Annotated in this window: 11 protein-coding genes and 1 tRNA gene; 10 read left to right on the top strand and 2 right to left on the bottom strand. The window is 42.5% G+C overall.

Annotated elements, in window-relative coordinates:
• The first annotated feature begins 60 nt into the window (after positions 1–60).
• From lrp to L1267_RS07490, 8 genes are all read left to right on the top strand, one after another.
• On the top strand, positions 61–540 hold the full coding sequence (gene lrp, locus L1267_RS07525; protein ID WP_063704651.1) for a leucine-responsive transcriptional regulator Lrp: 480 nt from the start codon (positions 61–63) through the stop codon (positions 538–540).
• Between the two features lie 141 nt (positions 541–681).
• Positions 682–3171, top strand: coding sequence for a DNA translocase FtsK (locus L1267_RS07520; RefSeq protein ID WP_235382490.1), 2490 nt, complete (start codon positions 682–684; stop codon positions 3169–3171).
• Positions 3171–3797, top strand: coding sequence for an outer membrane lipoprotein chaperone LolA (lolA, locus tag L1267_RS07515; RefSeq protein WP_235382489.1), 627 nt, complete (start codon positions 3171–3173; stop codon positions 3795–3797). Before L1267_RS07520 ends, lolA begins: the two co-directional genes overlap by 1 nt.
• A gap of 3 nt (positions 3798–3800) precedes the next feature.
• Positions 3801–5138: a replication-associated recombination protein A gene (locus tag L1267_RS07510; RefSeq protein ID WP_235382488.1), complete on the top strand. Its 1338-nt coding sequence runs from the start codon at positions 3801–3803 to the stop codon at positions 5136–5138.
• Complete coding sequence (gene crcB, locus L1267_RS07505; protein WP_074989576.1) at positions 5131–5517, top strand: fluoride efflux transporter CrcB; 387 nt, start codon at positions 5131–5133, stop codon at positions 5515–5517. The genes L1267_RS07510 and crcB overlap by 8 nt, the downstream gene beginning before the upstream one ends.
• A gap of 9 nt (positions 5518–5526) precedes the next feature.
• A complete protein-coding gene (serS, locus tag L1267_RS07500) occupies positions 5527–6831 on the top strand; it encodes a serine--tRNA ligase (protein WP_105174304.1) in 1305 nt (434 codons plus the stop codon).
• 163 nt (positions 6832–6994) lie between these two features.
• Complete coding sequence (locus L1267_RS07495; protein ID WP_235382487.1) at positions 6995–8539, top strand: arylsulfatase; 1545 nt, start codon at positions 6995–6997, stop codon at positions 8537–8539.
• 170 nt (positions 8540–8709) lie between these two features.
• Positions 8710–10032, top strand: a complete 1323-nt coding sequence (locus tag L1267_RS07490; protein WP_235382486.1) for an ABC1 kinase family protein — start codon at positions 8710–8712, stop codon at positions 10030–10032.
• Positions 10033–10061: 29 nt separating this feature from the next.
• On the opposite strand, the gene L1267_RS07485 is transcribed toward L1267_RS07490, so the two are convergent.
• Both L1267_RS07485 and L1267_RS07480 read right to left on the bottom strand, forming a co-directional pair.
• A tRNA-Pro gene (locus L1267_RS07485) sits at positions 10062–10138 on the bottom strand.
• A gap of 104 nt (positions 10139–10242) precedes the next feature.
• Positions 10243–10860, bottom strand: coding sequence for an arylesterase (locus L1267_RS07480; RefSeq protein ID WP_135925084.1), 618 nt, complete (start codon positions 10858–10860; stop codon positions 10243–10245).
• Here L1267_RS07480 and L1267_RS07475 point away from each other — a divergent pair, their 5' ends adjacent.
• Both L1267_RS07475 and L1267_RS07470 read left to right on the top strand, forming a co-directional pair.
• Positions 10861–11580 carry an ABC transporter ATP-binding protein gene (locus L1267_RS07475; RefSeq protein WP_135925082.1) on the top strand — a complete coding sequence of 240 codons (720 nt, stop codon included), beginning with the start codon at positions 10861–10863 and terminating at the stop codon, positions 11578–11580.
• Complete coding sequence (locus L1267_RS07470; protein ID WP_135925079.1) at positions 11570–14071, top strand: ABC transporter permease; 2502 nt, start codon at positions 11570–11572, stop codon at positions 14069–14071. The genes L1267_RS07475 and L1267_RS07470 overlap by 11 nt, the downstream gene beginning before the upstream one ends.
• The last annotated feature ends 75 nt before the right edge of the window (positions 14072–14146 follow it).

The following is a 14146-nucleotide window of genomic DNA, read 5'->3' as shown; positions in this document are numbered from 1 at the left end:
GTATTCTAGTGATATAATCTAAAAAATTAATTTTAACAGTTTAAAACTCTGGTTTGTCTTATGCACCAATTACTCGACCGAATTGACCGTAAAATTTTAATGGAATTACAGCTCGATGGTCGGATCTCTAACGTAGAGCTGGCAAGGCGTGTAGGCCTAAGTGCAACACCCTGTTTAGAGCGGGTAAAAAAGCTCGAAAGGGAAGGGTACATACTCGGTTATAAAGCCGTGGTAGATCCAGCAAAACTCGGGCAAGGATTGTCGGTTTATGTGGAAGTGACTATCACTAAAACATCACCCGATGTATTTGAAGAATTTAACGCTGCAGTTAAAAAGCACGATGAAATTATTGAATGCCATTTAGTATCAGGTAATTTCGACTTTCTATTAAAAACGCGGGTAAACGACATGTCGGAATATCGAAATGTTTTAGGGGATATTCTACTAAAACTTCCTAATGTCAGTGAAAGCCGAACCTATGTGGTAATGGAAGAAGTAAAAGGTGAGCAAGGGGTCATTATTCGCCCATATATTGCCTAAACTGTTAAAATACACATTGAGTAACAAAAACTTGTTCATTATCAGTCCATCAAGGTTAAGATAAAGTGCATCAAACGGCATTTCCTGCTAAGGTATTTCACTGCTAATCGATGAGTAAAGAATAATAAGGAATAGGGAGCTATGCGCCTAAATGGTGTTCAAAGACTGTTAGAAACGGGGCTAATTATTAGTACCTTTGCAGCAGTATTTATTTTATGTGCATTAATCAGTTTTGATCCAGCCGATCCTTCTTGGTCGCAAACCGGTGAATTTGTTAATGTTAAGAATATTACCGGCACCGCAGGTGCATGGATTGCGGATATCCTTTTGCTTAGTTTTGGCTGGCTAGCTTATCTTGTGCCAGTAGCCATTCAGCTGTTTGGCTATTTACTGTTTAAACAACCTCATCGTATTTTACAGCTTGACTACACCACGCTTGCTCTAAGAGTCATTGGCTTTGCGTTATTCATTACCTCAGCCACGGCAATTAGTAGCATCAATTTTGATGACATATATAATTTTTCATCGGGCGGGGTAGTAGGTGATGTGATTGCCACAGCCATGATGCCTACTTTTAATTTCACTGGCACCTCTATTTTATTGTTGTGTTTCTTTTTTGCCGGCCTAACGCTACTAACAGGAGTTTCTTGGGTTCAGTTTGTTGACTTTGTTGGTAAGTGGGTGATGAAAATATTCTACTTCTTACGCGCGCAGTTTTCTGCATGGTTAAATCGCGAAAGAGAAGCGGTTAAACCAACGTCAGCCGAGCCAGACGCTAACTTTGAACAGCAAGATAGCAACCCAGCTATAGGTTTCAATGACATAGACGAGCCAGCAACAAAGCCATCACAAACACAGAAAAAACAGCCAAGCAGTAGTGATGATGAATTTGAAGGTTTTGATGAGCTTGACGATATTCTTGACCAAGAAATTGGCTTTAGTGCGCTTGATGACGAATCATTCGATACTGTATCGGCACTTAATGCGCTTGATCAAAGCCCAGTCGTTGAGCCAGAAAAACCTGTAACAACGGTTGTATCGCCTGCGCGCCCAATGCCAAAGGCAAAACCTGCGTACCAGCCACCGCCAACGGCAAAAGAAAAGTTTGAAGCCTTACTAGATGAGCAACCGCCTACAAACCCATTACCATCGCTAGATTTACTCGATCGCCCAGATAAAGCGAAAAATCCATTATCACAAGAAGAGCTCGATGGTATCTCACGTTTAGTTGAAACCAAACTACTTGATTTTAATATTCAAGCTGCGGTTGTGGGTGTTTATCCAGGTCCGGTTGTAACTCGCTTTGAGCTTGATTTAGCGCCGGGTATCAAAGTAGCCAAAATCACTGGCCTAGCGAAAGATTTAGCGCGTTCACTGTCTGCTGTGAGTGTTCGTGTTGTAGAGGTTATTCCGGGTAAAACCTATGTTGGTTTAGAGCTACCTAACAAACACCGTGAAATCGTGCGTCTAAGTGAAGTTATTAACGCACCTAAATTTGAATCAAACCCATCACCACTCACCATGGTGTTAGGCAAAGACATTGCTGGTGAGCCAGTATGTGCTGACCTTGGCAAAATGCCGCATTTACTCGTTGCAGGTACCACAGGTTCAGGTAAGTCAGTGGGCGTTAATGTAATGATATTAAGCTTACTGTACAAATCGGGCCCTGATGATGTTCGTATGATCATGATTGACCCGAAAATGCTTGAACTTTCGGTGTACGAAGGCATCCCACATTTATTATGTGAAGTTGTTACCGACATGAAAGAAGCAGCCAACGCTTTACGTTGGTGTGTAGGCGAAATGGAACGTCGTTATAAGCTAATGTCGGCGCTTGGGGTGCGTAACTTAAAAGGTTACAACCAAAAAGTGCTTGATGCGAAAGAAGCGGGTCACCCTATTTTAGACCCACTTTTTAAAGACACAGATGGCATGGCCGATGGCCCTGAAGAGCTTGGTAAATTGCCAAGTATTGTGGTGGTGATAGACGAATTTGCCGACATGATGATGATCGTGGGTAAAAAAGTGGAAGAGCTGATTGCTCGTATTGCACAAAAAGCTCGTGCTGCAGGTATTCATTTAGTGCTAGCAACACAGCGCCCATCGGTTGACGTTATTACAGGTTTAATTAAAGCGAATATTCCAACGCGTATGGCGTTCCAAGTTTCAAGTAAAATTGACTCGCGTACCATTTTAGATCAGCAAGGTGCCGAAAACTTACTGGGTATGGGTGACATGCTTTACTTACCGCCGGGTACCAGTGTGCCAGTGCGTGTACATGGCGCGTTTGTCGACGACCACGAAGTTCACGCGGTTGTAGATGATTGGAAAAAACGTGGTAAACCAAATTATATAGATGAAATTTTAAGTGGTGATGCCACAGAAGAAATTTTACTACCTGGAGAAACCAGTGAAGACGGTGATGAAGAGTCAGATCCGCTTTACGATGAAGCAGTATCATTTGTAATTGAAACCGGCAAAGTGTCGGTATCGAGTGTGCAGCGTAAGCTTCGCGTAGGTTATAACCGCGCAGCTCGCTTAGTTGAACAAATGGAAACATCAGGCATTGTTAGCGCACCGGGTCATAACGGTGCTCGCGAAGTCTTAGTGCCAAATGGTGGAGCAAATTAATGAAAAAAATTAAATACCTAGCCCTAATTATGGGTTGTTTATTAAGCGGTCAAAGTTTTGCAGACGACAGCGAAGCGTTGCAACAACAACTGGCTGCGATTAAAAGTTTTAAAGCACAGTTTTCGCAACAAGTGACCGATTCTCAAGGTGAAGCTATCATGCAAGGTGAGGGGAACATTGCCCTTCAACAGCCTATGATGATCCGCTGGCAACAACAAAGCCCAGATGACACCTTGTTTGTATCAAATGGCGACAAAACTTATTACTTCGACAGCTTTGCTGAACAAGTAACCATTATGAATACCCACAGCCTAATTGATTCAACACCGTTTGTATTGTTAACCTCAAAAGATCCAGAGCAGTGGGCTAAATACCAAGTTGTGGCAACCGATGCTGGCTTTAGTGTCACGCCAAACAAAGGCGTTGAGAGCCAAGTTGAAAAGCTAGACATTCGCTTTAATGCTAAAGAGCAAGGCCTCTCATCACTAACGGTATTAGATACCTCAGGTCAGCAGTCTTTATTTACCTTTAAAGATGCCAAGGTAAACGAAGCACTGGCAGCTCAAACCTTTGAATTTACGATTCCTGAGGGCGTTGAAGTTGACGACCAAAGCCAAGGTGATTAAGGCTTGAGTAACCTCGGATTTAATTTTGGTCCTGATGTGCGTCCACTAGCGGCGCGCATGCGACCTGAAACACTTAATGACTACATTGGTCAGCAGCACCTTTTAAGCCCCGATAAACCTCTTTACCAAGCGATTCTTGCAGGCCGATGCCACAGTCTTATTTTGTGGGGGCCGCCAGGCGTTGGTAAAACTACATTAGCGCAAATTATTGCAAACCATGCCGATGCCAGCCTTATTCAAATGTCGGCGGTCACAGCGGGTGTTAAAGACATTCGTGAGGCAGTAAGCGAAGCAAAAGCAAACCTTGCCGGGCGAGGGCAACGCACCTTATTGTTTGTTGACGAAGTACACCGCTTTAATAAATCTCAGCAAGATGCATTTTTACCGCATATTGAAGATGGTACCTTTATTTTCGTAGGCGCAACCACCGAAAACCCATCATTCGCACTTAATAACGCGATACTGTCTCGTGCTCGTGTGTATGTTTTAAAAGCGCTTGAACAAGCCGACTTATTTACCGTGATTGAGCGTGCTTTACGTGAAGACGTAGAGCTTAGCCAAAAACACATAGACATTGCCGATAACGCTAAACAAGCGCTTTGCCAAGCAAGTGATGGCGATGCGCGTAAAGTGCTGAACCTGTTAGAACAAGCGGTTGATTTAACTACGGAGCAGCAGGGCAAATACCTTGTTGATCAACATGTGTTAAGCCAAGTTTTACCAACTCACTTAGCCAAGTACGACAAAGGCGGTGATGAGTTTTATGACTTGATTTCAGCGTTCCATAAGTCAGTACGAGGTAGTTCACCTGATGGCGCCTTATATTGGTACTGCCGTATTTTAGCCGGTGGCGGCGATCCACTTTATGTTGCAAGGCGCTTATTAGCGATTGCTACAGAAGATATTGGCAATGCCGACCCGCGAGCAATGGAAGTGGCACTCAACGCGTGGGATATTTTTCAACGTGTTGGCCCAAGTGAAGGTGAGCGTGCTATCGCACAAGCCACCATTTACTTAGCCAGTGCCCCGAAAAGTAATGCCGTGTATATGGCGTTTAATCAAGCGCTGCAAGATGCTAAAAATGAGCCGAGTTATCCGGTGCCTGAGCATTTACGTAATGCGCCAACCAACTTAATGAAAGACTTAGGTTATGGTGCTGAATATCGTTATGCACACAATGAAGAGGGGGCATTTGCTGCAGGTGAAAAGTATTTCCCTGAGGCAATTAATGATCGCCAGTATTACTTCCCAAGTGACCGTGGGCTTGAACAAAAAATAAAACAAAAGCTGGACTATTTAAGCCAGCGCAACGAGCAAAGTGATATTAAACGGTATGAATAGTTTGAAACTTTACATGATGATTGCGCTAGGTGGTGCATCGGGAGCGTGTTTACGCTATTTTCTTAGCGAAACCATGCTAAAACTGCTCGGTAGGGGATTCCCTTTTGGCACGTTGACAGTTAATATTCTTGGTTCATTGTTAATGGGCATTTTATACGGCTTGATTGAAAAAGAAATAATCGCTGTTAGCCCCGCTAAAACCTTAATTGGTATTGGCTTTTTAGGTGCATTGACCACCTTTTCAACATTCTCAATGGATTCGTTGTTGCTCTTGCAACAAGGTCACTTTTTTAAAATGGCCCTCAATATCACCTTAAACGTGGTGGTGTGTATATTTATGGCTTGGCTGGGCCTTCAGCTGGTAATGCAAAAAGGTTAAAAATCAAACATGTTAGATTCTAAATATTTACGTCAAGATATCGAACAAGCGGCTGCACGTTTAGCAACTCGCGGTTTCGAACTTGATATTGCAGCGGTAACTGCACTTGAAGAAAAACGCAAAACATTACAAGTACAAACGCAAGAACTTCAAAGCGAGCGTAATGCAAGTTCCAAAGCTATCGGCCAAGCAAAAGCGAAAGGCGAGCACGAAAAAGCACAACAGCTGCTTGATTCAGTAAGTAACCTTGGTGATCAACTAGACAGCGTTAAAGCTGAGCAAGACGCAGTACTTGAAGAGCTTAAGCAAATTGCACTTGCTATTCCAAACCTACCTGATGAGTCAGTACCAGTAGGTGAAGACGAAGACCAAAACGTTGAAATTTCAACCTGGGGTACGCCTAAGTCATACGACTTTGAAGTAAAAGATCACGTTGATGTTGGTCAAGATGTAAACGGCCTAGACTTTGAAATGGGCGTTAAAATCAGTGGTGCACGCTTTACTGTTATGCGTGGTCAAGTTGCACGTATGCACCGCGCTCTTACGCAATTCATGCTTGATACGCACACAGACAAAAACGGCTATACAGAAATGTATGTGCCTTACCTTGTTAATAGCGCAAGCTTATACGGTACAAGCCAATTACCTAAATTTGCTGGTGACTTATTCCACACATTAGGTTTAGTGGATGACGACGGTCAGCAACAGCCTGGTTTTAGCTTAATTCCTACAGCAGAAGTGCCACTTACGAACAGTGCTCGTGACGAAATTTACGACGAAAGCGACTTACCAATTCGTTTAACAGCGCATACGCCTTGTTTCCGTAGTGAAGCGGGTAGCTATGGCCGTGATACACGTGGTCTTATTCGTCAGCACCAATTCGACAAAGTTGAATTAGTACAACTAGTAAAACCAGAAGATTCAATGCAAGCGCTAGAAGAGCTAACAGGTCACGCTGAGCAAATCTTACAAGCATTAGAACTTCCATACCGTAAAGTGATTTTATGTACGGGTGATATGGGCTTTGGCGCTGCTAAAACTTACGATTTAGAAGTATGGTTACCTGCACAAAACACTTATCGTGAAATCTCATCATGTTCAAACATGGTTGATTTCCAAGCTCGTCGTATGCAAGCGCGTTTCCGTCGTCAAGGCGAGAAAAAGCCAGAGCTACTTCATACACTAAATGGTTCAGGTTTAGCGGTTGGTCGTACATTGGTAGCAATCTTAGAGAACTACCAGCAAGCTGACGGCTCGATTGTTGTACCAGAAGTATTACGCCCTTACATGGGTGGCTTAGAAGTTATTAAATAACATTTAAGTTCATAACGTTTAAAAACCGTATTTGTGTAAGCAAATACGGTTTTTTTATGCCTAGCAATAATAATTAATTGCGGTACAGAGAAATTTTAGTAGACTGAAAAACGTACAATAAATTTTATTAGTACTCACTCACAATACACGAAGGACTGCTGTTATGAAAAAACTACTCGCCGTAGCATCTGCTGCTTTGTATTTAGCAAGCTCTGTCGCTTTTGCTAAAGACAAACCTAATATTTTAATCATATTCCCCGACGATGTTGGCTGGCAAAACGTAAGTGCTTATGGACTAGGTACCATGGGTTACAAAACGCCAAACATCGATAAACTCGCCCACGAAGGCACAATGTTTACCGATCATTATGCGCAGCCATCATGTACTGCAGGGCGCGCAGCACTTATCACAGGCCAATATCCAATTCGTAGCGGCATGACCACGGTAGGCCGACCTGGCGCAGAGCTTGGTTTAAAAGCGGGTTCTTATACGCTTGCTGAGGTTTTAAAAGAGCAGGGTTATGCAACAGGACAATTTGGTAAAAACCACTTAGGTGATCGCAACGAGCACTTACCAACCGTCCATGGTTTTGATGAGTTTTTCGGGAATTTATATCACTTAAATACTCAAGAAGAGTTTGAGCAACGTGATTACCCAAAAGATCCAGAGTTTTTCAAAAAGTATGGTACCCGAGGTGTTTTACATACTTACGCAACTAATGTAGATGATAAAACGGTTGATCCACGTTTTGGTAAAGTAGGTAAACAAAAAATTGAAGATACCGGCCAGCTTTCTCGCGAACGTATGAAAAACGTAGATAAAGAGTTTATGGCTGCGAGCCTAGATTTTATCAAGCGTGCAAAAAAAGCTGATAAACCTTTCTTTGTTTGGTTTAATCCAAGTCGTATGCACATGTATACGCGTTTAAGTGACGAAAGTCGTTATTTAGCTGAAGAGTACACCACAGAGCATGATTTATACGGCAGTGGCCTAATTGAACATGACCAGCAAGTGGGTGAGTTAATGGCTGCGCTAGATGATATGGGTGTACTTGATAACACTATCGTTATTTACTCAACAGATAATGGTCCAGAGCACAGCGCTCGATTACACGGCGGTACAACACCTTTCCGTGGTGAAAAGATGACAACTTACGAAGGCGGCGTACGCGTTCCTATGATTGTTCGTTGGCCAGGTAAAGTCCCTGCAAATACGATACTAACGGGTATTCAATCGCACATGGATATTTACACAACCCTTGCAGCAGCAGCGGGTGAACCAAATATCGTGAAAAAAGCGCTTAAAGAACACAAGCAACCGATTGATGGCGTAAACAACTTAGATTACTGGTTAGGTAAAACAGACGAAAGTGCGCGTGATAGTTTTCTGTATTATTACGAATCAAGCATTAAAGCCGTACGTTACAAACAGTGGAAGCTTCATTTCGAAACAAGCGAAAACTATTACGCTCAGTACGAAAAGCAAAAGTTCCCGATCATCTATAACTTACGTATGGACCCATTTGAAAGCTTTGATGGCTTAACAGACCGTTCAGACATTGTGCAAGCTAAGCAATGGCTAAATGAGCCTGTGCAACATCTACTTGGTGAACACATTAAGTCATTGACTGAATATCCACCACTGCAAAAAGCAGCGAGCTTTGACTTTAGCCAACTGATGGAACAGTTGATGTCTGGTAAGCAGTAACACTCAATAAAACGATTTATTAAGTTGTTAATCTAAATAAATAGCCGCATCGGGAAACCATGCGGCTTTTTTAGTTTTATGCTAATGGGCAAAAGATTGTAAAAGCTAAAGTGGATCTAAAACCGAGCAATCAACGTATTCAAAGCATTAAGTTAATAGTGTGAAACATTATGAGTAATAAACAAAAGTCTGTGCCAACATCACGGTTTTCACGCGCTGTTCGGCTTGGCTCTTTAGCTAGTAAAGTGGCGGGTAATATGTTGTTTGAAGGCACAAAAGCATGGGCGACGGGCAAGCAAACATCACGACAAGAGTTACTGTTACAGCCCAAAAATATTCAGCGCTTTGCCGAACAGCTTGCAAACCTGCGTGGTGCCGCAATGAAATTGGGCCAGCTGTTATCCATGGATAGTGGCGAATTACTTACTCCTGAGCTATCTGCAATTTTAGCAAGGCTGCGTTCAGAAGCGACACCTATGCCGCAAAAGCAGCTAGTTAAAGTAATGCGTGAGCATTGGGGTGATGCGTGGTTAGAGCAATTATCGCATTTTGAACTCAGACCATTTGCTGCGGCATCAATAGGGCAAGTGCATATTGCTTATCGAGAATCGGGCGAAAAGTTAGCAGTTAAAGTGCAATACCCAGGTATTGCAAAAGGCATTGCTAGTGATGTTGATAACTTAGCTTACCTTCTGAAGCTCAGTGGCTTATTACCCAAAGAGGTAGAAATACAGCCTCTTATCGATGAAGCAAAACAACAGCTTATAAACGAAGCTGACTACGAATTAGAAGCAAATTATTTAAAACGCTACAGCGAGTGTTTAAAGGGTGACGACAATTACCTTATTCCAACTGTGGTAGATTCGCTTAGTTCTTCTCAAGTTTTAGTCATGAGTTTTGTTGAAGGACAAGAGCTCGATGAACTGGTAAACACAGAGCAAGCGCTACGTAATAAAGCTGCTCAGCAGTTAGTAAGCTTGTTTTTACAGGAGCTATTTAGCTTTAAATTAGTTCAAACAGATCCAAACTTTGCCAACTATCAATATCAAGTCGACAATCAACGCTTAGTACTTTTAGACTTTGGCGCCACCCGCGAACTACCTCAGCATATTAGTGCTGGTTACTTACAGTTATTATCTGCCGCGATTAGTAACGACAGAGCAGGTGTTGCAACAGCAGCACAGCAAATTGGCTATTTTCAACAAGGGCTTGCGCAAGAATATATAGATAATGTCGTTGATATATTTCTCCTTGCCTGCGAGCCACTGCGTCACCAAGGTGAGTATGACTTTGCAAATAGCGACTTACCAAAACGAATCAAAGAGCTCGGCCTAAAAATGAGCACCGCTTCAGAGCATTGGCACGCACCACCCGTAGATGCCTTATTCGTACACAGAAAACTAGCAGGCCTGTTTTTAATCGCTGCAAAGCTAGGCGCAAAAGTGAATGTGAACAGTATTTTTAAGGAGTTTAAAGCACAGAGGGATAAATAATAGAGCGGGAGTTTGGGGTGTAGAAAAAATGGTCGGCATAGCAGGATTTGAACCTGCGACCCCTGACACCCCATGACAGTGCGCTACCAAGCTGCGCTATATGCCGACGTTGCAAGCCATAGTACGGCTTTTTTTATAAAAATCAATACACCTGCGGTTTGTTTGGCTGTTTATTGTCCAGCTCTAATTATAAAGTGATCAGGCTAGCAGTTAATCTAGCCAATCGTTGATCGTTTTGTACATAAAGTCGCGTATTAATGGTTGAGCATCGGCGTTAGGGTGTAAGTTATCGTTTTGCATAAGCTCTGGTCGGCCAGCAATATCGATCATAAAAAATGGCATAAGTTCTGAGTTTGTTTCATTGGCAATGGTTTTAAAGCTGTCGGTAAAAAGCTTGGTATAACGCGGGCCATAATTTGGCGGGATCTGTACCTCCATTACGGCGGTTTTCGCCCCAGTTTGTTGGCTTTTTGCTATTAAATCACGTAGGTTAGCTTGTAAGCGCTTGATTGGAAAACCGCGTAAACCATCATTTCCGCCAAGCTCTATAAGCACGTGCGTAGGTTCAAACTCGGTTAGTAATGCATCGAGTCGTCTTAATGCACCGCCTGTGGTTTCACCGCTAATACTGGCGTTTACTAGGTATACTGATTGGTCTTTTTCATCGTACTTATCTTGTAACAATTTAACCCAGCCTTGCTCTTGTTTAAGGCCATAAGCGGCGCTTAAACTGTCACCTAAAATTAAAATTGTGTTGTCAGCTGCTGCCGTAAGTGGTTTGATTACTAACAGTAAAACGAATATAAAACGTAGGATTGGATGCATCATATGTCAGCGCTTTCTCAATTAAACATTATTCAAGTTAAAGGACTTTCTAAAACGGTCACCACGGTTGAGGGCGACCTCACCATCCTCAGTGACATCAGCTTTAATGTCAAGTCAGGAGATTCGGTTGCGGTAGTGGGCACATCTGGTTCGGGTAAGTCTACTTTATTAAGTTTATTAGCCGGCCTTGACCAATCAACCAATGGCAGTATTCATTTAGATGGTGCTGCATTACACGAATTAGATGAGGAAGCACGTGCTGCACTTCGCGCAGAGAAAGTGGGATTTGTATTTCAATCTTTCATGCTCGTGCAAAGTTTAACAGCTCTAGAAAACGTGATGCTACCGGCTGAACTTGCTGGAAGCAAAAATGCTAAACAACAAGCACTTGAGCTACTTGAAAAAGTAGGCTTAAGTCATCGTGTTGGCCATTATCCGTCGCAATTGTCGGGCGGTGAGCAGCAACGTGTAGCGATTGCTCGTGCATTTATTGGTACACCTAAAATTTTATTTGCCGATGAACCTTCAGCCAACCTTGATAGTAAAAACGGTAAGCTCATAGAGTCGTTATTATTTGAACTTAATCAAGAACACGGTACGACACTTATTTTAGTAACCCATGACGAGCAGCTTGCGCAAAAATGCCAGCAAATATTACATATTGAAGCAGGGCAATTAGTAACAGTAAAAGAAAGCGAAGGAGTGCAAGCGAATGTGGGCTAAATTAGCACTAAAACTGTTTTCACGTGAGTTTAAGCGCGGTGAGTTAACAGTGATCAGTGCAGCCATAGCTTTAGCTGTACTGACTGTTTTAACTTTATCTATGGTTACTGACCGTATCGGTCAAAGTATTGAGCAAAAAAGCAGTGCCTTTATTGCTGCAGATCGTGTCTTAGCAAGTAACCATGCTTTACCTGCTGAGTTTTTAGATAAAGCCGCCCAAGATAACATTCGCACCGCAAAAATAACCTATTTCGATACCATGCTATTTGCTGGTGACGAAATGCAGTTGGGTTCGGTTAAAGCGGTATCAAACACTTATCCATTAAAAGGCGAGCTAAAGATAAAATCTAGCTTAACTGCTGAGCCTCAGGTAACTGAAGACATTCCAACTCGCGGTGAAGTTTGGCTCAGTGAGTCGGTGTTCTATGCGCTTAATATTAAAGTTGGCGATAAAGTAGAGTTAGGAGCCGCCACTTTTGTTGCCAGTCATGTTGTAGCTGAAGAGCCCGATGCACCGTTTAATGTGTTTTCTAGTAGCCAACGTATTTTAATTAACGAAGACGATATTGCAAAAACTCAGGTTATTCAGCCGGGTAGTCGAGTGTTTTACCGCCAACTCTATGCTGGGGACGAAAGCGATATCGAAAATTTTTATAGCTGGTTAAAACCTCAAATGAAAGAAAACCAGCGTTGGTATGGCGTTAAAGACCGCCAATCGCCTATTTCTAATAGCTTAAACCGCGCCGAAAGCTACTTATTATTGGCAGGCTTACTTGGCATTATATTAGCTGCTGTGGCTATCGCGGTATCGGCAAAGCGCTATTGTGAACGCCAATACGACCCTGTTGCCATGATGAAAACACTCGGCGGTAGCCGCGCTATGATCCGTAAAATATATTTACTTCATTTGAGCCTTGTTTGTTCAATGTCGGTGATCGTTGGTTTGCTGATTGGTTATGGATTACAAGCCATTGCAACAGATTATCTAGCACAAAGCATGGGCTCAGTACTTCCTAGTGCATCGGCTAAACCGTGGATTATTGCAATTAGCACAGGTTTAATTTGTGCAATTATGTTCTCGATTAAACCATTACTCGATTTATTTGATATTCCGCCGCTGCGCGTACTGCGTCGTAACTTAGGCGATCGTTTATTGGTCAGTAAAATACACCTTGCTATGTCTGCACTTACCGTGTTTTTACTGATGTGGTTATTTAGTAATAATATTAAAATAAGCGCTATTTTGTTTCTCTCTACAGCGTTTTTAATTGCTGTGTTGTTTGGTTTATCAAAGGTTATATTTGGTGGCGGTCGAAAGCTCGGTTTAAGCCCTGGTAATAGCTGGTCTTTGGCAATTGCGTCTATCCAAAAACGCGCCAATGTGAATGCTGTACAATTGATTAGTTTTGCTTTGGCTATCAAACTGTTGCTGTTTTTAATTGTACTTAAAAATGACATGATCTCTGACTGGCAATCGCAATTGCCGGTTGATGCGCCCAATTCATTTTTAGTGAATATAACAGAGCAAGAACTAGAGCCAATAACGAGCTTTTTAGCAGAGCGAGATATGCCAACCTCTGACTTTTACCCGGTTGTCCGTGGCCGCGTAAACGCCGTTAATGGCGAGTTGGTAGCTCGTGAAGTCTCACAAGAAGACAATGAAAAGAAAGATGAAGAAGCCCGTTCCGGTATTGGTCGTGAGCTAAACCTAACTTGGCGTGAAGATTTACCAAGTCAAAATGAGCTTATTGACGGCACATGGTTCACAAAAGATTCTGTCGCAGAAGCTTCAGTTGAAGAGTCTATGCTTGAACGCCTTGATGTTAAATTAGGTGACACATTAACCTTTTTGATTGGTGCACAATCGTTTGATGCCAAAATCACCAGTGTGCGCAAGGTTAATTGGACAACATTAAAGCCGAACTTCTTTATTATTCTAAGTCCTGATGTATTGGCGAGTTTCCCTGCTACTTATATTTCATCGGTAAATGTAAAAGCAGATAAAAAGCGCGAGTTTAATGAGCTAATGCGCCAGTACCCAACGGTTAATGTGATTGATGTTGAAAGCTTTATAAAGCAAATCCGCTCAACCATAGAGCAAGTATCGTTAGCGATAGGGTTTGTGTTGGCAATTGTTGTTGCCTGTGGTGCTCTAGTGCTTATTTCACAAGTACAAGCAAGCCTAGGCGAGCGTATGCAAGAGATTGTTATTTTGCGAACCTTAGGTGCGAAAGGGCGCTTAATTAAAAATGCCACCTTATATGAGTTTTTACTATTAGGGGTCACAGCAGGCTTAGTCGCTGCCATTGTTAGTGATGTTGCATTATTAATAGTACAAAGGCAGATGTTTGAATTAGCAGGCAAACTGCATCCGCATATTTGGTTAATTGGCCCTGCGGTAGGGGGCTTATTTGTGGCATGCTTGGGTTATTTAATGATAGCCAGAACAATGCGCAAAAATACTCAAGGCTTATTGCGCTCGTTGGCATAAGAGAAAGCTGTGTGAAAAATGCTCGCAATTGCGGGCATTTTTTATGAATTGCAATTGGTTACTGGTAATTTATAC

Source organism: Pseudoalteromonas sp. OFAV1 (assembly GCF_021532595.1).
Taxonomy (GTDB): domain Bacteria; phylum Pseudomonadota; class Gammaproteobacteria; order Enterobacterales; family Alteromonadaceae; genus Pseudoalteromonas; species Pseudoalteromonas lipolytica_C.
Note: the sequence above shows the minus strand (reverse complement) of the source record. Positions and strands in the feature narration are given on the sequence as shown.